Here is a 17,769-nt window from a genome sequence, read left to right on the forward strand (position 1 = left end):
GTTCCGCAATACCCCATGCCATCGCCGCCCCCACGCTTGAGCGCGCTTGGACCAAGGTGCAAACACAGCATGGAGATGGTCGTTGTTCGCGTGAGGACTATCTGCACCCACGTTGTCGCCGCCGTTGCCCTCCGACCCCATGCAAGAAAAATGCGACGATTCCGCCATGAGCACCGTCAACGACCGTGACACCATCGCCGCCGTCGCCACCGCTGCCGGTGCGGGCGGCGTCGGCATCGTGCGCCTGTCGGGACCGCGATCGCGCCACATCGCCGAGGCCATCGCCGGTCGCGCGCTGCGGCCGCGCCACGCGCACCACGTGCGGTTCCGCGACGCCGAAGGCGGCACGCTCGACGATGGCATCGCGCTGTACTTCGCCGCGCCGGCCAGCTTCACCGGTGAGGACGTGGTGGAACTGCAGGCGCACGGCAGCCCGGCGGTGCTGGAGGCGCTGGTGGCGCGAAGCTGCGCCCTCGGCGCGCGCCGCGCACGCCCCGGCGAGTTCAGCGAACGCGCGTTCCTCGAAGGCCGGCTGGATCTTGCGCAGGCCGAAGCCGTCGCCGATCTGATCGCCGCGGCCGACCTGACCGCGGCCCGCGCCGCGCGCCGCGCACTGGACGGCGAGTTTTCGCGTCGGGTGGACGCGCTGGCCGATGCGCTGCTCGCGATCCGCGTGCACGTGGAGGCGGCGATCGACTTCGCCGACGAGCCTATCGATACGCTCGGCGGCGCCGCGTTGCGTGCCCAGCTGGCGACGCTGGCCGCCGACCTGGACGCACTGCTGCAGGCGGCCGAGCGTGGCCGCCGCCTGCGCGACGGGCTGCATGCGGTGATCGTCGGCCCGCCGAATGCCGGCAAGAGTTCGCTGCTCAATGCGCTGGCCGGCAGCGAGCGCGCCATCGTCACCGACATTGCCGGCACCACCCGCGACCTGCTGCACGAGGTGGTGCGGGTCGACGGGGTGGAACTGGGGCTGGTCGACACCGCCGGCCTGCGCGAGGGCGGCGACGCCATCGAGCGCGAAGGCATGCGCCGCGCCCGCGGCGAGCTCGCCCGTGCCGACCTGGCCATCGTGGTGGTGGATGCGCGTGACCCGGACGCGGGCCGCGTTGCGGTCGCCGACGCCCTGCAGGCGGTGCCCCAGGTGCTCTGGGTGCACAACAAGGCGGACCTGCTGCCGACATCGCCGCTTGCGAGCGACGCCGCCGCGGTGTGGGTCTCCGCGCGCACGGGCGAGGGCCTTCCCGCGCTTCATGCCCGCCTGCGCGCGCTCGCGCTGGGCAGTGCGAGCGCGGGAGCGGAGGGCACGTTCACCGCGCGTGCGCGGCACGTGGAGGCCTTGCAGCGGGCGCGCGGCGAAGTGGCGGCGGCGCGCCGGCAACTCGACCACGAGGCGCTGGACCTGGCCGCGGAGGCGCTGCGGTTGGCGCACGACGATCTGGGCGAAATCACTGGGCGGGTGCATGCCGACGACCTGCTGGGACATATCTTCGCCAGCTTCTGCATCGGAAAGTGACGGCCGCCCCGGAACGCGACGCCGAGCCGGTCGCGACTTCAGTGTGATGCACGTCACATGATCGGCGATTGTCGAAGTCGGTCGATCCGCAGGGTGGTGCTTGACAAATCTTCCCTGCTAGCGCGTCCTAGTCACCGTACGCGTCCGACTGCGTACTTCAGGGGAGAGCTTTTTCAATGATCGACATCACACTGGCCCGGCCCGTGCGCCGCCGGCCATCCATCAACCGCACTGTCGCCGTGCTCTGCCTCGCCGTTCTCGTGGCGGCGTGCGGCAAGAAGGACGAGGCACCCGTCGCCGCTGCCACCACCGAGCAGGCTGCGCCGGCCGTGACACCCGCGACCGCCGTGTCCACCAAGGTTTCGGCCATGAGCGTGGATGCGCTGCGCGAGGCCGCAAGCAAGGCCTATACCGAGAACCGCCTGTACGCCCCGGCCGAGGACAACGCCGTGGAGTACTACCTGGCCCTGCGTGACAAGCTGCCCGGCGATGCCGCGGTATCGAGCGCGCTGGTGGACCTGTTGCCGATGACGGTGATCGCCATCGAGCAGAGCGTCAACCGCGAGGACTTCGCCGAGGCCCAACGCCTGGCGGCCCTGCTGGAAAAGGCTGATGCCAACCATCCGGCCCTTGCGCGCCTGAAGGAAAGCATCACCGCGCGCCAGGCCGAAGTGGCCACGCGCACCGCGCAGCAGGCGCTGACTGCCGAGGAACAGGCCAAGAAGCAGGCCGAGCTGGAGAAGCAGCGCCTGGCCGACCAGAAGAAGCAGCAGGAAGACGCGGCCAAGAAGCTCGCCGCGCAGCAGACGGCAGACCGCGAGGCCGCGCAGAAGCGTGCCGCCGACCAGCGTGCCGCCGAGCAGCGTGAGACCGAACAGCGCGAGGCGGAGCAGCGTGCCGCGCAGCAGCGTGCGGCGCAGCAGGCCGCAACGGCGTCGGCGGCATCGACGGCCGGCAGCGACCTGCGTGCGCTGTCCACGCCGGCGCCGCGTTTCCCGCCGGAAGCGTTGCGTTCGGGCCAGTCGGGCGAGGTGCAGGTGGAGTTCACCGTCGGCACCGACGGCACCGTCACCGCCGCCCGCGTGGTGCGTGCCAACCCGCCGCGCATCTTCGACCGCGAGGCGGTCAACGCGGTACGCAAGTGGCGCTTCCAGCCGGTGGCTGCGCCGGTCACCACCCGTCGCACCATCGGGTTCGATCCCGGCCAGTAAGCCGGATCGGCATCACTGCGGCACGAAAAAGCCCGGCCATGCCGGGCTTTTTCTTTGCTTGGCCGCGGCGCCGACGACCCACCGGCCGTGACCCCGGGCCGCGTCTCGGACGCGCCCCGGGCCGGGCGATCGCCGTTGCTGCTCAGCCCGAGATGGCCAGTCGCTCCTGGTGGTAGCGGTGCACCGCGGCGAACCAGAGTACGGCGGCAAGACCGAAGCTGGCCGCCAGGTACAAGCCCCACGTCTGCGGCGGGATCACATCGCCACGCGCGATCTTCAGGATCATCTGGTTCTGCGCGAGGAACGGCACCACGTACTGCCACAGCTGCTGCTTGATCGGGTTCACCATCAGCGCGATCGACGGGATCATCGGCAACAGCATCAGCCAGGTCATGTGGCTCTGCGCTTCCTTCATGCTCTTGGCGCTGGCCGCGAGGTAGGTCAGCAGCGAGGTGCCGATGAACACCATCGGCAACAGCACCAGCAGCAGCATGACGATGGTGCGCGTGCTGACGTCGATGACCATGCCGCCACCCGGTGCCAGCACCGCCAGCGCCTTGAACGTCAGCAGCATCAGCAGCAGCGACACCATGCCCAGCGCGCAGGCCGCGGCGATCTTGCCGCTGACCACCGCCGAACGCGGCGCCGGCGTGGCCAGCAGCGGTTCCAGGGATTGACGTTCACGTTCGCCGGCGGTTGCGTCCAGGATCAGGTACACGCCACCGAGGAACGACGACAGGATCAGCAGGTAAGGCAACATCAGTGCCGCAAGCTGCCCGCGCTTGGCCGCGGCCGAGGCCATGTCGCGCACGCCAACGCTTACTGGGCGTACCACGCCCGGGTCGATGCCGCGCGCCATCAGGCGCAACTGCCCCATCTGGTCGCGGTAGCCTTCCAGCGCGTTGCGCACGCGCGCCAAAGGCACCTCGGTGGCGCGGCTGGTGGTGTCGGCGACGATGTCGACCGACGCCGAGCGGCCTTCGCGCCAATCCTTGGCGAAGTCCGCGTCGAGCTCCAGCGCGACATCGACGTCCTGGCGGGCGATCGCGTCGTCCAGGTCCTTCGGCGCGGGCACCGCCTTGATGCCGCGGGTGGCGAGGTAGGCCACCAGGTTCGGTGCGCGATCGATGCCGACCACGGGTACTTCCAGCACCTTGTCCAGCTCGGTCTTCGCGCGGTTCTCGCCAAGCTTGCCGATGCCCATGAACAGGATCGGGCTGAGCAGCGGGGTCAGCACCAGCACCATCATCATCGTGCGGCGATCGCGCATGACCTCGCGCAGTTCCTTGCGCATCACCGCGAACATCGATTGGAAGAACGAGGTTTTCGAAGCAGGGGTCTTCATGCGTGCAGGCCCTCCTCCGAGCCGATGGCCTTGACGAAGGCGTCTTCCAGGTTGCTCTCGCCGAACTTGGCGCGCAGCTCGTCGGCGGTGCCGGCGGCGACCACGCGACCCTTGGCGATGATGACGATGCGGTCACACAGCGCGGCCACCTCCTGCATGATGTGGCTGGAGAAGATCACGCAGCGGCCCTCGGCCTTGAGTTGCTGCAGGAAGCCGCGCATGGCGCGGGTGGTCATCACGTCCAGGCCGTTGGTGGGCTCGTCGAGGATGACGTTCTTCGGGTCGTGCACCAGCGCGCGGGCGATCGCGGTCTTGGTGCGCTGGCCCTGGCTGAAGCCCTCGGTCTGGCGGTCGAGGATGTCGCCCATGTCCAGCGCCTTGGCCAGCACCTCGGTGCGGCGCGCGATGTCGGTGGCGGACAGGCCGTGCAGCTCGCCGAAGTAGGCGATGTTCTCGCGCGCGGTCAGGCGCTTGTACACGCCGCGCGCGTCGGGCAGCACGCCCAGCGCGCGGCGCACCGCGGCCGGATCCAGGGCCGCGTCGATGCCATCGACCGTCACGTTGCCGCGATCGGGCGTCATCAGCGTGTACAGCATGCGCAGGGTGGTGGTCTTGCCGGCGCCGTTGGGGCCGAGCAGGCCGGTGATCTGGCCGTCGCGTGCTTCAAAGGAGACGCCTTCGACCGCCTGGACCGTGCCGGTCTTGGTCTTGAACGCCTTGTGCAAATCGTTTGCGATGATCATGGAGTCGGTCCTTGCGCGCTCAAGGTTCCCAGCCGTTGAAGCTGGTGAACGGCGGGGTGTAGGTCTGGCTGTCGAGGCATTTCGCGTCCAGCGACTTGGGGTCGGCGCGTTCGATGAACTGGCCGAGCAGCTTGGGCATGCAGCCGACGCCCATCGTGCCGTGGGCCTGTCCGCGCACGACGATGTGGCGCGCGTTGCCGAGGCCCTTGGCCACTTCGTCGCCATACGATGGCGGGGTCACGGGGTCGAGCTCGCCCGACAGCAGCAGCGTGGGCAGCGACGACTTGAACGGTGCGTGGAAGTCCTTGGGCACGTCACCCTTCGGCCAGACGGCGCAGGCGGCAAAGAACAGCCGGCCCAAGCCTTCGCCGAGCACTGTGTCGGCATCGGCGGGATCGGCCTGGAAGCGCGGCGCGTCCTCGGCGCAGACCACCGACCATTGCATGCCGCGGTTCATCTGCCCGCTGACCTGGCCGGACCAGACGTGTGCGATCGCCATCAGTGACTCGTAGCGGCCCTGCTCGGCTTGGCTCACCACCAGCGGCAGCATCGCGGCAACCTGGGGCACGTACGACACGCCCTGCGCCAGCCCGCTGACCATGTCACCGGTCAGCGTGTCGCGCTTGGGCTCGTTGGTGGTCGGATCGCGGTAGGCCACTTCGACCGGGGCGGCATTGAGCTTGTCCTTCAGCGCCTTCAGCCGGGTGATGAGGTCGCCGCCGAACCGCTGCTTGCACTGGGGCTGCTTGGCGCACTGCGCCTGCTGCAGTTGCAGCGCGCGCTCCAGCGTGCGCGCGAATTCGCTACCGACCACCAGGGAGTTGGGCGCCACGCCGTCGATCACCACCGTGCGGGTGTGGTCGGGATGGCGGGCGGCGTACTGCTGCGCGACCCGCGTGCCGTAGGAGCCACCGACCAGGTTGATCTTGTCCGCGCCCATTGCCGCGCGCACCGCGTCGAGGTCGGCGATGGCGTGGGTGGTGGTGTAGAAGCGCGGATCGGCGCGGCCTTCCAGCGAGGCCAGGCACTGCTGCGCGAAGTCGGCCAGCTCCGCCTCGGTGGGCGTGCGGGTGGCGTCCAGCTCCAGTGGCTGGTCCTTGGCGTCCTTGCAGTCCAGTGGGTTGGACTGGCCGGTGCCGCGCTGGTCGACCAGGAAGACGTCACGCTGCTTGCGCACCTCGCGCAAGGCTGCGTTCACCTGGGGCGCCACCTGCGTCGCGGCTTGGCCGGGGCCGCCGGCGAGGAAGAACACCGGGTCGGGCTGGGCGTTGCCCTTGCCGGTGGAGGGCAGTCGCGCGAGGTTGAGCTTGATCCTGCGGCCCTGCGGTTGCGCGGGGTTCTCGGCGACCTCGAACTGGCCGCACTGGGCTTCCACGGTCGGCATGCCGTTCTCGCCACCCAGCACGCACGGCTTGAGCGCCAAGGTACCGACATGGTGGATGGCGCTGTCGGCCTGCACAGCCTGGTTGGCGTCGCCGGTGGGCTGGCAGGCGGCCAGCAGCAGGGCCGCGGCGAGCGCGGTCCCGGTCAGTCGTGGTTGCATGGGGTTCCCGTGGGTTGCAGGCAGCGGCGGAGCATCGCAGACGACCACGCCCATGGAAACGTGACGAACGTCACGTAGGGAGGTGGTGCCCTCAGGCCGTACAGGGTGGCGGAACATGGGTAGCTGCTTCTCCTTGCGCTTTTCGTGGTGCGGGTGTGGTGAGTCCGGGGGACTCATTCGGATTCGGGGAAGAAGATGTCTTCGATGCGGTGCTCGAACAGGCGCGCGATGCGGAACGCCAGCGGTAGCGACGGGTCGTACTTGCCGGTCTCAAGCGCGTTGATGGTCTGCCGGGAGACATCGAGCCGCTCGGCCAGCTCGCCCTGCGACCAGCCGCGCTGGTCGCGCAGTTCGCGCAGGCGGTTGTTCATTGGTAGCGCCGGTGCAGCCATGCGCGGATCAGCCCGTAGCTGCCGACCAGCAGCAGGCCGAATGCGGCCGCGACGTGGAGGGCCGACCACGCGATCACGCGGGCGTCCAGCAGCAGCATGCAGGCCATCGTGCCCTGCAGGGCGATGCCCCCGGCCCAGGCGAGCGCATCAAGCTCGATGCGCCGTTCCAGCTCGTCGCACTCGCGCAGGAAGCGCAGATAGGCGACGAACAGCCATGCCAGGGCGACCACCGGCCCCAGGGCGAAGGCGGCGCGCACCGGGACGGCGAGCTGCGCCTGCCCGGCCGCCCACTCGTGCGCGTACAGCAGTGCCAGGAAGGCCACGCAGGGCCACAGCGAAGCCCGGTAGTAGCGACGCAAGGCGGGGCTGAGGCTCAGCCAGTAACGGATTGCCTGCGATTTCATTGGTAGCGCCTCCCGACGAACACCTTGCACAGGCCGTAACTGGCGCAGATGAGCGGGAACACCCAGATCATGGCCGCGGCGGCCGGGAGGTCGATGACCTTGGCCGACTGCAGGAAGCCACCGCCGAGGTACAGCATGGACACCAGCAGGGTGGCCAGGCTCACCGCCTCAAGCTCGATGCGGCGCTGCAGTTCGTCGGTGTCGCGTACATGGCGGACGAAGGCGCGCATTCCCAGCGCGACCGCCGGCAACGGCATCAGCGCGACCAAGGCACGCAATCCCGGGGTCTGGACCTGCTTGAGCAGCGTCACGGACAGCAGCACCAGCACGACGTACGCCGCCATCGGGGGCATGAATTCCCGTAGGTAACGGCGGCGCATCGAGGGGGTGGTGGCCTCGCGCGGGTCGGGCAACTGGCTGTGCAGCAGCGCACCCAGCAGGCAGCCGACGCCGAGCCCGGCGGCAATGCCGGTGAGCGTTGGCGGCCAGGGCCAGCCGAGGCCGCCGGCCAATCCCGCCACGGCCAGCAGCAGCACGCCTGCTGCCAGCAGGACGCGCGGCCGCGGCCGGTAGCAGGCGTCGATCCAGGACGAGGGCGCGGGCATGGGGCGTATTCCCTGTAAAGTTTCCTTTACAGACGATACGGGCGCCCGTGGCGGGTGTCAAGCGTCCTTTACATGCAGTCTGGCCACGCCCGAAACGGGCGTCCAGCGCCGCCGCCGGCCTACTTGCTGCTGACGTATTTCTCGCGGCGGATCTGCGGCACGGCCAACCCGGCGGCCTTCAGCGCTTCGAAGCAGGCGTCGACCATGTTGGGATTGCCGCACAGGTAGGCGATGTCGGTGGCCGGGTTGGGCGCGAATTCCGCCAGGGTCTGTTGCACGTAGCCGTGGCGCACGTCGGCATGCGCATGTGGCGTGCCTTCGCCCGGCAGCTCGCGCGAGAAGCACGGCACGAAGCGGAAGCCCGGATGGGCGTCGGCGAAGGCACGGAACTCGTCGCCGTACAGCAGCTCGGCGGGGGTGCGCGCGCCGAACAGCAGCACGACTTCCACGCCGCGCTCGCGCATCAGCGTTTCCAGCTGCGGCAGCATCGAGCGGTATGGGGTGACGCCGGTTCCGGTGGCGATCAGCAGGTAGCGGCGATTTGTGTCGGCGGGCACCAGGCAGAAGCGCCCGTATGGCCCGCTGGCGGTGATCGCGCCGCCCTCGGGCAGGCCTTCGAACAGCGCGGTGGCGGAACCACCGGGCACGTAACTGACCGCAATCTCCACCGCCTCGCCCGGGCCCAGCGCATGGTCATGGATGGTCGCCAGCGAGTACGAGCGTTTGGTCGGCGTGCCGTCGGCGTAGTCGAAATGCACCTGGATGAACTGGCCAGGGATGAAGTCCAGCGGCTCGCCGTCGTCGCGCAGGAACACGTAATGGCCCACCGACGGGGCCAGCATGCGGCGGGAGACAAGCTTGAGCGGGAAGTGCTTCATCGACAGGCGGTTCCGGGCGTTGGCGCCGGCCTGGAAAGGGGCGCGCATGCAACACTGCGTGGCCGGGGTGGGGCCATCAAGCCGCCTATACTACCGGCTATCGCCGCGCGGCTCGCGGCACAGGCCCTGCCGATGACCCAGACTCTACAGCCGGCGCCGCTGCCGGCGCTTTCGGTGCGCGATCTGCGCAAGACCTACGACACCCGCGTCGAAGCCCTCAAGGGCGTGTCGCTGGACGTGATGCCCGGCGATTTCTTCGCCCTGCTCGGCCCCAATGGTGCGGGCAAGAGCACGCTGATCGGCATCGTCAGCTCGCTGGTCAACCTCAGCAGCGGCCAGGTCCGCGTGTTCGGCACCGACCTGCTGGCCGACCGCGGCGCGGCGATGCGGCTGATTGGCCTGGTGCCGCAGGAGATCAACTTCAACCTGTTCGAGAAGCCGCTGGACATCCTGGTCAACTACGCCGGGTTCTACGGCGTGCCGCGCGAGGTCGCGCTGCAGCGTGCCGAAGAGGAACTGCGCCGCGCCCAGCTGTGGGAGAAGGCGACGGTGATGAGCCGTACGCTGTCGGGCGGCATGAAGCGCCGGCTGATGATCGCCCGCGCCATGATGACCCGGCCGCAGCTGTTGATCCTGGACGAACCCACCGCCGGCGTGGACATCGAGATCCGCCGCGGCATGTGGAAGACGCTGAAGGAGATCAACGCCGCCGGCACCACGATCATCCTCACCACCCACTACCTGGAGGAAGCGGAGAGCCTGTGCCGCAACCTCGCCATCATCGATCGCGGCCGCATCGTCGAGCAGGGGCCGATGAAGGCGCTGCTGGCCAAGCTTGACGTGGAAGGCTTCCTGCTCGACATCGACGGTGAGCTGCCGGCGGTGCTGCCGGTGATCGAGGGCACCACACTGGTCGCCGAGGACGCGCACACGCTGGACCTGGAGATGCCGCGGGCGATGGACCTCAACCGCGTGTTCGCCACGCTGGGCGAGTCCGGCATCCGCGTGCGCTCGATGCGCACCAAGAGCAACCGCCTGGAGGAACTCTTCGTCCGCCTGACCGGCGGCGACAGCCCCGATGGTGTGCAACCGGCCGCACCGGAGCGCGCCGCGTGAACATGAGCGAGCAGACCAACCGCATGAGCGCCACCGAACTGTCCGTGAACCAGCGCCACTGGGTCGCGCTGGGCACCATCGTCCGCCGCGAGGTCGCGCGCATCCTGCGCATCTGGGGCCAGACCCTGGTGCCGCCGGCGATCACCATGACCCTGTACTTCCTGATCTTCGGTGGGCTGATCGGCTCGCGCGTGGGCGAGATGGACGGGATCAGGTACATGGACTTCATCGTCCCCGGGCTGGTGATGATGAGCGTGATCCAGAACAGCTACGGCAACATCTCCTCCAGTTTCTTCGGCGCCAAGTTCGGCCGCCACGTCGAGGAGCTGCTGGTCAGCCCGATGCCCAACTGGGTGATCCTGACCGGCTACGTGGCCGGCGCGGTGCTGCGCGGGCTGATGGTGGGCGCGATCGTGCTGGTGATCGCGATGCTGTTCACCAAGGTGCGGGTACCGCATCCCTTCGTGACCTTCACCACCGTGCTGCTGGGCGCGACGATCTTCTCGCTGGCCGGCTTCGTCAACGCGGTGTACGCGAAGAAGTTCGACGACATCGCGATCGTGCCGACCTTCATCCTGACCCCGCTGACCTACCTGGGCGGCGTGTTCTATTCGGTGAAGCTGCTGCCGGGCTGGGCCGAGGCGGCCACCCACGCCAACCCGATCTTCTACATGGTCAATGCGTTCCGCTACGGCCTGCTGGGCGTGAGCGACGTGCCGCTGTGGGTGGCGTACGTGCTGATGCTGGGCTTCGTGGCCGCGCTGGCGGCGCTGGGGCTGTGGTTGCTCAAGCGCGGGGTCGGGTTGCGCAGCTGAACGGGCTGCAGGGCGGGCTGCCGTTCGTCGGTTGAGGGTGGGCGGCGCGCCACCGGCCTGTCATCCCCGCATGCGGATGCGTAATGCATCCTTACGGCGGCGGGTCCGTGCGCGGTGCGGACTGGCGTGACCGTCGTGAAGGAGCAATGCCATGAGCACTCCGACCACACGCGTGACGCGCCTGGGACTTGCCGGGCTTCTGCTGGCGACAGCCAGTGCGGTCGCAGGCGAGCCACCGGTAACCGAAGTGGCGCCGATCCGCGCGGCCGCGCTGCTGTCGTTCCAGTGCGAGGCCCGCGTGCTGCCGACGCAGCGCGAAGTAGGCGAGGCGCTGGGCCAGTACAACTTCAGCCAGGTCTATGCCTCGCGCGCGCGGCTGATGAGCGAAGTCGGCCGCGCCTGCCAGCGCCGGGGCGTGGAGCGCGTCGACGTGGTGCTGCAGCCGATGGCGGCCCCGCGGCACGACGTGCGCTACCTCGCGATGCAGACCGCGCCGGCGCGTTGACGGCGCGGGGCGTTCCGCGGTCCAGGCGACCGCGAGGTGCCGCGCGGCGGTGGGGCTGGCCGGATTCGACCGGCCTACCGTCCGCGCAGCACCTGCATTGTGGCGCTAGGCCGCCACCGTGCGCCGCAGCCGCCGACCCAGCCAGTCGCCGACATCGTGCAGCACCGTGTACGCCGCGGGGATCACCAGCAGGCTGAGCGCGGTGGAGGTGATCAGCCCACCGATCACCGCCCACGCCATCGGTGCGCGGAAGCTGCTGTCGCCGGAGAAGCCCAGCGCCAGCGGCAGCATGCCCGCGCCCATCGCAATCGTGGTCATGATCACCGGCCGCGCGCGCTTGCGGCAGGCATCAACCAGCGCGTCGTGCTGGCTCAGGCCATGCTGGTCCTCGGCCATCACCGCGTAGTCCACCAGCAGGATCGAGTTCTTGGTGGCGATGCCGATCAGCATCAGCAGGCCGATCAACGCCGGCAGCGACAGCATGTTCTGCGTCACCAACAGTGCGCCGAACGCACCGCCCGCGCACAGCGGGATCGCGGTGAGGATGGTCAGCGGCTGCATCGGGTGCTTGAACAGCAACAGCAGCACCATGTAGATGCAGGCGATGCCCGCGGCCATCGCCATCAGGAAGCCGGTGAACAGCTCGACGAAGATTTCCGCATCGCCGGTGTTGATGAAGGCCACGCCGGCTGGCACGTTCTGCACCGAGGGCAGCGCCTGCACTTCGGCCATCACCTCGCCCAGCGGACGCCCGTTGAGTTCGGCGGTTAGGGTGACGTTGCGCTGGCGCTTGTAGCGGCTGATCACCGACGGACCGCTGCCTTCGCGGATGTCAGCCACGGCCGACAGCGGCACCGCGCCGTTGGCGCCGCGCACGCGCAGCTGCTCCAGCGTGGCCGCATCGCGCAGCGACTCGCGGGCGAAACCGACGCGGATCGGAATCTGCCGGTCGGGCAGGTTGAGCTTGGCCAGGCGTTGGGTGTAGTCGCCAGCGGTGGCCACGCGCGCGGCTTCGGCAATGCTGGCGGTGGACACGCCCAGGTCGGCCGCGCGCGACGCGTTCGGCACGATCTGCAGTTCCGGGCGCAGCAGCGAGGCGGAGGAGGAGATGCTGCCCAGGCCCTCGATGCGGCGCAGGTCGCGTTCGACCGCGCTCGCCGCGGCGTTGAGCTGCACCGGGTCGTCGCCGGCCAGCACCAGCATCATCTGCTCGCCCGGCTCGTTGCTCATGAAGCTCAGGCGCACGCCGGGCAGCTCGGCCAAGGCCGCGCGCACCGCCTGCTCCAGCGTGCGCTGGTTGCGGTCGCGATCGCCGGCCTTGCCCCAGTCGAGGGTGAGCACGGCCTTGCGCGCGTCGGCGCCGCCGCTCTTGGCTGGATCGCCCAGGTCGGGGACGCTGCCGATCTGGGTGAACACCTGCTTGAGTTCGGGGATGCGGCCCAGCCGCTGGCGCGCCTGCTCGGCGACGCGCGCGGTCTCCTCGATCGGCGTGCCCGGCGGCAGCTCCAGCGACAGCATGCTGCGGCCCTGGTCGGACACCGGGATGAAGGTGGTGGGGATCAGCGGGATCAACGCCAGCGAAGCGAAGAACAGCGCAGTGGCCACCGCCAGCGTGCGCCAGCGGTGGCGCAGCGCCGCATCCACCCAGCGCAGGTAGCGCTTCATCAGCGCGCTTTCCTCCGGGTGGTCGGGGTGCGGCTTGAGCAGGTAGGCCGCCATCATCGGGGTCAGCAGGCGGGCGACCAACAGCGAGAACATCACCGCGGTCGCCGCGGTCCAGCCGAACTCGCGGAAGAACTTGCCGGCAATGCCGGGCATGAATGCCACCGGCACGAACACCGCCGCCAGCGTCACCGAGGTCGCGATCACCGCGGTACCGATCTCGTCGGCGGCCTCGCGCGCGGCTTCCAGCGGCTTCTTGCCCATGCCGAGGTGGCGCACGATGTTCTCGATCTCGACGATGGCATCGTCGACCAGGATGCCCACCACCACCGACAGCGCCAGCAGCGTGATCATGTTGAGCGAGAAGCCCAGCCAGTGGATCACCGCGAACGTCGGGATGATCGACAGCGGCAGCGCGATGGCCGACACCCACGTCGCGCGCCAGTCGCGCAGGAACCACCACACCACCACCAGCGCCAGCAGCGCGCCTTCCACCAGCATCACCATCGACGAGCTGTAGGAGCGCTCGGTCTCTTCGGACATGTCGGTGATCAGGCGGAACTCGGCGCCGGGGTGGGTGGCGTGCAGCTCGTCCAGCGCGGCCTTCGCGCCGTCGCGCACCTTGAGTTCGTCGGCGCCGCGGCTGCGGGACAGCGAGAAGCCGACCACCGCCTTGCCGTCCAGCAGCGCGAGCTGGCTGGGGTCGGCGGCGCCATCAGTGACGGTGGCCAAGCTCGATAGGCGCACGTTCTGGCCACTGGGCAGGGCGATGCTGAAATCGCGCAGCGCCTGCGCGTCGGTCACCGTGGCGATGGTGCGGATGGTCTGCTGCCCGCCGGCCAGCTCGGCCTTGCCGCCGGGGCGCTCGACCTGGGTCAGCGCCAGTTGCTGGTTGACCTCGCCGGCGGTGACGCCATGCGCCTGCAGTGCCTGCGGGTCCAGGTCCACGCGCACCTGGCGGTCGATGCCGCCGATGCGGTTGACCGCGGCCACGCCCTCCACGCCGTACAGCGCGCGGGTGACGTGGCGGTCGACGAACCACGACAGCTCGTCGTCGGCCATGCCCGGCGCGCTCACGGCGTAGGTCAGCAGCGAGCCGCCGATCTCCACCTTGGACACCACCGGTTCCTGGATGTCCTGCGGCAGGTCCATGCGGGTGCGGGTGACCGCATCCTTGGTGTCGTTGAGCGCCGTCAGCAGGTCGGTTTCCAATTGGAACTCGATGGCGGTGGTGCTGGTGCCCTCGACCACGGTGGAGGTGACGCGCTTGACGTTGTCCAGCGTGGCGACCGCGTCCTCGACGCGACGCGTGACTTCGGTTTCCAGTTGCGAGGGCGATGCGCCGGGCTGGGTGATGGTGACCACCGTCATCGGGAAGGCGATGTCGGGGAAGCGCGCCACGGGCAACTGGCGGAAGCCCCACAGGCCCGCCACGCACAGCACGAAGAACAGCATCACCGCCGGTACGGGATTGCGGATGCCCCAGGTGGAAAGGGTGCCGCCGCCGCTCACGGGGTGGCCGCCGGCTGGGTCGCATCCACCACGCGCACCGCGTCGCCGTCGGCGAGGAAACCGGCGCCGGCCAAGACCACGCGGTCGCCGGCCTTGAGCCCGCTGCGCACTTCCACCTGGCCGTTGTCGCGGGTGCCGGCCTCGATGCGCACCTGGTGGGCCAGGCCCTTGGCGTCGACGGTGAACACCGTGCTGAAGCCGTCGCGCAGCACCACGGCGGCGGCGGGCACCACCACCGCCTGCACGAGGCCGGTGTCGATGCGGCCTTCGAGGAAGGCGCCGGGTTGCAGCGTGCCCGGTTGTGGCAGGTCGGCGTAAACGGTGCCGGTGCGGGTGGCGGCATCGACGCCTGGCGTCACCGCGCGCACGCGGCCGTCGACGCGCGTGCCATCGCGCGACACCAGCGCGATCACGTCGCCCGGCGACACCCGAGCCAGTTGCTCCGACGGCAGCTCCGCGCGCCATTCCAGTCGGCCGTCCTTGATCAGTCGCAGCAGCTCCATGCCGGCCGACACCACCTGCCCGGGTTGCACCAGGCGCTTGCTGATGAGCCCGTCGGCGGGGGCGCGCAGGTCGGCAAAGCTGCGACGCAGCGCAGTGGAATCGCGTGCGGCACGGGCCGTGCCGAGGCGTGCCTCCGCCTGCGTGCGCGCGGCACGCAACTCGTCCAACTGCATCGCGCTGATGAACTTGTCGCGGGCCAGGTTCTCGCCGCGCGCGAGGTTGGCGCGGGCGAGTGCGGCGCCGGCGTCCGCCTCGCGCAGCGCGGCATTGGCCTGCACCAGGTCGGCGTCGAGCATGCGGTGGTCCAGGATCAGCAACACCTGGCCGCGGCGCACCTGCTGGCCCACGTCGACGGCCAACCGGGTCACGCGCAGGCCGGACAACTCGACACCCAGCTGCATCTCTTCCACCGCGGCCACCGGGCCCGACACGGTGATGGACCGCGGCAACGACCGCGACTGCGGGTTGGCGACGGTGACGGTCTGCGCGGATGCACCGCGCGCCTTGGCCTCGGCCGGTTCGCCATCCTTCTGGCAGGCCGCCAAGCCCAGGGCCAATGCTGCGATCAGGGGCAGCGTGCGGATCGGTGCAGCCACGGGCGTTCCATCGGTGTGGGGGACGCCAAGTGTACCGACAGGTACAGGAATTAGCTGAATCCTGCCATCACCGCGAAGGCAGGCGGAAGAACGCGCGCGCGGCGGCGGTGCTGTGCGCGGCCGTGGTCGCCACGTACTCGCCGCGATCGCGCGCCAGCTCCTCGACGATGTGCGCCAGGTACATCGGCTCGTTGCGGCGGTGGCTGGGCGAGGGCTTTACCGTGCGCGGCAGCAAGTAGGGCGCATCGGTCTCGATCATCAGCCGGTCGGCCGGGATGTGCTTCACCAGTTCGCGCAGATGCAGGCCGCGGCGCTCGTCGCACAGCCAACCGGTGATGCCCACGTACCAGTCCTGGTCGAGGTAATCGAACAGCTCCTCGCGCGTGCCGGTGAAGCAGTGCACCACCGCGGGCCCCAGGCGACCGTCGAAGTTCTTCATCATCGCCATGAAGTCCTCATGGGCGTCGCGCTGGTGCAGGAACAGCGGCTTGCCCGTGTCCACGCCGATCTGCAGTTGCATCTCGAACGCGCGCCGCTGCGCCGGGCGCGGTGAGAAGTCGCGGAAGAAGTCCAGCCCGCATTCGCCCACGGCGACCACTTCCGGGTGCGCGTGCAGGGTGCGCATCTCCGCGTCGCATTCGGCGGTGTACTCGCTGGCGTGGTGCGGGTGCACGCCGGCCGTGGCGAACAGCTCGCCGGGGTGCGCTCGCGCCAGCTCCAGTGCCCGCGGCGAATGCTCGCGGCTGGCGCCGGTGATGACCATCTGCGCGACGCCGGCCGCGCGCGCACGCTGCAGCACGGCGTCGCGGTCGTGGTCGAAGGACTCGTGGGTGAGGTTGGCGCCGATGTCGATCAATTCCATCGGGCGATTTTAGGTTATTGGTGGCCTTCGGATGGGGCGGCTGCTGCCACGGGCACTGCTACTCGGCTCCGTCGGAGCAGGATGCCGCGACGGAGCGCCGTAGCAATGCTCCACGCACACCCCCGCCGTCCGACAACCCCAAGCCACCCCGTATCCTAGTCAGCGTGACAACCCCCACCTTCCCCATCGACGCCCTGCTGCCGCAGATCCGCGACAGCCTTGAGCAGCACCCACGGCTCGTCCTCGAAGCCCCGCCCGGCGCCGGCAAGACCACCCAGGTGCCGCCCGCGCTGCTCGATGCGCCGTGGCTGCAAGGCCGCAAGATCGTGATGCTCGAGCCGCGCCGCGTCGCCGCACGCGCCGCCGCCACCTTCATGGCGCGCCAGCGTGGCGAGCAGCCGGGCGACACGGTCGGCTACCGCATCCGCTTCGAGAACAAGGTCGGGCCGAACACCCGCATCGAGGTGGTGACCGAAGGCATCCTCACCCGCATGCTGCAGGACGACCCGATGCTGGAAGGCGTCGGCGCGCTGCTGTTCGACGAGTTCCACGAACGCCACCTCAGCGCCGACCTCGGGCTGGCGCTGGCGCTGGACGTGCAGGCCGGTTTGCGCGAGGACCTGCGCATCGTGGTGATGTCGGCCACGCTGGACGGCGAGCGGCTCGCCGCGTTCCTGGACGCGCCGCGCCTGAGCAGCGCCGGCCGCAGCTACCCGGTGGCGATCGCCCACTTCCCGGCGCGCCGCGACGAAGCGCTGGAACACCAGGCGCGCCGCGCCATCGAGCACGCCGTCACCCAGCACCCGGGCGACGTGCTGGTGTTCCTGCCCGGCCAGCGCGAGATCGCGCGGGTGGATGCCGCGCTCGCCACCAGCGAGGCGCTGCGTGGCGTGGATGTGCTGGCGCTGCACGGCGAGCTGCCGGTGGAGCAGCAATCGCGCGTGCTGCAGCCCGATCCCGACGGGCATCGGCGCGTGGTCCTTGCCACCAACGTCGCCGAGTCCAGCGTGACCTTGCCTGGTGTACGCGTGGTCGTCGACAGCGGCCTCGCGCGCGAGCCGCGCTACGACCCGAACAGTGGCTTCCCGCGACTGGACGTGGTCAACATCGCGCAGGCCTCCGCCGATCAGCGTGCGGGCCGAGCCGGCCGCGTGGCCGAAGGCTGGGCCTACCGGCTGTGGCCGGAATCGCAGCGACTGGAGCCGCAGCGACGCCCGGAGATCGCGCAGGTCGAGCTCGCCGGGCTCGTGTTGGAATTGGCCGCGTGGGGCAGTACGCAACTGCGCTTCGTCGATGCGCCGCCAAGCGGCGCGATGGCCGCCGCGCGCGAGTTGTTGCAGCGACTCGGCGCGCTCGCCGGTGAGCCCGTCGGAAGCGCCAACGCGCATGCTGCTGCGCGAACGGGCGCGGCCCATCCGCCTGCCGGCCCTGCTGCCAAGGACGCGGCGACCAAGGCGATGGCCACGGCGTTGCCCGCGATCACTCCCTTGGGCCGCCGCATGCTGGCCCTCGGTACCCACCCGCGCCTGGCCGCCATGCTGCTCGCGCCGCCGCAGGTTG

General features: G+C 69.8%; 16 protein-coding genes. 6 read left to right on the forward strand and 10 right to left on the reverse strand.

The genetic code is table 11. The annotated features are described in order from the left end of the window. Positions 1 to 166: 166 nt before the first annotated feature. Both mnmE and N800_RS13925 read left to right on the forward strand, forming a co-directional pair. Positions 167 to 1,516: a tRNA uridine-5-carboxymethylaminomethyl(34) synthesis GTPase MnmE gene (gene mnmE, locus N800_RS13920; protein ID WP_036139929.1), complete on the forward strand. Its 1,350-nt coding sequence runs from the start codon at positions 167 to 169 to the stop codon at positions 1,514 to 1,516. Positions 1,517 to 1,692: 176 nt separating this feature from the next. Beyond that, positions 1,693 to 2,727: an energy transducer TonB gene (locus N800_RS13925; RefSeq protein ID WP_036139931.1), complete on the forward strand. Its 1,035-nt coding sequence runs from the start codon at positions 1,693 to 1,695 to the stop codon at positions 2,725 to 2,727. A 142-nt stretch (positions 2,728 to 2,869) separates the two neighbouring features. On the opposite strand, the gene N800_RS13930 is transcribed toward N800_RS13925, so the two are convergent. The 7 genes from N800_RS13930 to N800_RS13960 all read right to left on the reverse strand — a co-directional run bounded on the left by N800_RS13930 (position 2,870) and on the right by N800_RS13960 (position 8,685). Beyond that, entirely contained in the window at positions 2,870 to 4,072 is a 1,203-nt protein-coding gene (locus N800_RS13930) for an ABC transporter permease (RefSeq protein WP_052108276.1), read from the reverse strand. After that, positions 4,069 to 4,815, reverse strand: coding sequence for an ABC transporter ATP-binding protein (locus N800_RS13935; RefSeq protein WP_036139934.1), 747 nt, complete (start codon positions 4,813 to 4,815; stop codon positions 4,069 to 4,071). Before N800_RS13935 ends, N800_RS13930 begins: the two co-directional genes overlap by 4 nt. Before the next feature lie 19 nt (positions 4,816 to 4,834). Further along, complete coding sequence (locus N800_RS13940; RefSeq protein ID WP_036139958.1) at positions 4,835 to 6,358, reverse strand: alpha/beta hydrolase; 1,524 nt, start codon at positions 6,356 to 6,358, stop codon at positions 4,835 to 4,837. Between the two features lie 173 nt (positions 6,359 to 6,531). Continuing rightward, positions 6,532 to 6,729 carry a helix-turn-helix transcriptional regulator gene (locus N800_RS13945; protein WP_036139936.1) on the reverse strand — a complete coding sequence of 66 codons (198 nt, stop codon included), beginning with the start codon at positions 6,727 to 6,729 and terminating at the stop codon, positions 6,532 to 6,534. Further along, entirely contained in the window at positions 6,726 to 7,154 is a 429-nt protein-coding gene (locus N800_RS13950) for a hypothetical protein (RefSeq protein WP_036139939.1), read from the reverse strand. The genes N800_RS13945 and N800_RS13950 overlap by 4 nt, the downstream gene beginning before the upstream one ends. Further along, positions 7,151 to 7,759 carry a hypothetical protein gene (locus N800_RS13955; protein ID WP_052108277.1) on the reverse strand — a complete coding sequence of 203 codons (609 nt, stop codon included), beginning with the start codon at positions 7,757 to 7,759 and terminating at the stop codon, positions 7,151 to 7,153. Before N800_RS13955 ends, N800_RS13950 begins: the two co-directional genes overlap by 4 nt. Before the next feature lie 119 nt (positions 7,760 to 7,878). Next, the gene (locus N800_RS13960; RefSeq protein WP_052108278.1) at positions 7,879 to 8,685 is read right to left on the reverse strand and encodes a ferredoxin--NADP reductase; all 807 of its coding nucleotides are present in this window, start codon (positions 8,683 to 8,685) and stop codon (positions 7,879 to 7,881) included. A gap of 84 nt (positions 8,686 to 8,769) precedes the next feature. Between N800_RS13960 and N800_RS13965 the strand changes: the two genes are divergently transcribed. The 3 genes from N800_RS13965 (at position 8,770) to N800_RS13975 (ending at position 11,073) form a co-directional block, all read left to right on the forward strand. Further along, positions 8,770 to 9,753: an ABC transporter ATP-binding protein gene (locus tag N800_RS13965; RefSeq protein ID WP_036139941.1), complete on the forward strand. Its 984-nt coding sequence runs from the start codon at positions 8,770 to 8,772 to the stop codon at positions 9,751 to 9,753. Positions 9,754 to 9,755: 2 nt separating this feature from the next. Further along, a complete protein-coding gene (locus tag N800_RS13970) occupies positions 9,756 to 10,568 on the forward strand; it encodes an ABC transporter permease (protein WP_425476521.1) in 813 nt (270 codons plus the stop codon). Positions 10,569 to 10,719: 151 nt separating this feature from the next. Further along, on the forward strand, positions 10,720 to 11,073 hold the full coding sequence (locus N800_RS13975; RefSeq protein WP_036139943.1) for a hypothetical protein: 354 nt from the start codon (positions 10,720 to 10,722) through the stop codon (positions 11,071 to 11,073). Positions 11,074 to 11,178: 105 nt separating this feature from the next. Here the strand turns inward: N800_RS13975 and N800_RS13980 are convergent, their stop codons facing one another. The 3 genes from N800_RS13980 to N800_RS13990 form a co-directional block, all read right to left on the reverse strand. Continuing rightward, entirely contained in the window at positions 11,179 to 14,247 is a 3,069-nt protein-coding gene (locus N800_RS13980) for an efflux RND transporter permease subunit (protein WP_036139945.1), read from the reverse strand. Continuing rightward, positions 14,244 to 15,347: an efflux RND transporter periplasmic adaptor subunit gene (locus N800_RS13985; RefSeq protein WP_036139948.1), complete on the reverse strand. Its 1,104-nt coding sequence runs from the start codon at positions 15,345 to 15,347 to the stop codon at positions 14,244 to 14,246. The genes N800_RS13980 and N800_RS13985 overlap by 4 nt, the downstream gene beginning before the upstream one ends. 67 nt (positions 15,348 to 15,414) lie before the next feature. Continuing rightward, a complete protein-coding gene (locus N800_RS13990) occupies positions 15,415 to 16,209 on the reverse strand; it encodes a TatD family hydrolase (protein ID WP_036139950.1) in 795 nt (264 codons plus the stop codon). A gap of 164 nt (positions 16,210 to 16,373) precedes the next feature. Between N800_RS13990 and hrpB the strand changes: the two genes are divergently transcribed. Further along, a partial coding sequence (gene hrpB / locus N800_RS13995) for an ATP-dependent helicase HrpB (protein WP_036139952.1) occupies positions 16,374 to 17,769 on the forward strand: 1,396 nt, incomplete at its 3' end.

It is taken from the genome of Lysobacter daejeonensis GH1-9 (assembly GCF_000768355.1).
In the GTDB taxonomy this organism is placed as follows: Bacteria; Pseudomonadota; Gammaproteobacteria; order Xanthomonadales; family Xanthomonadaceae; genus Aerolutibacter; species Aerolutibacter daejeonensis.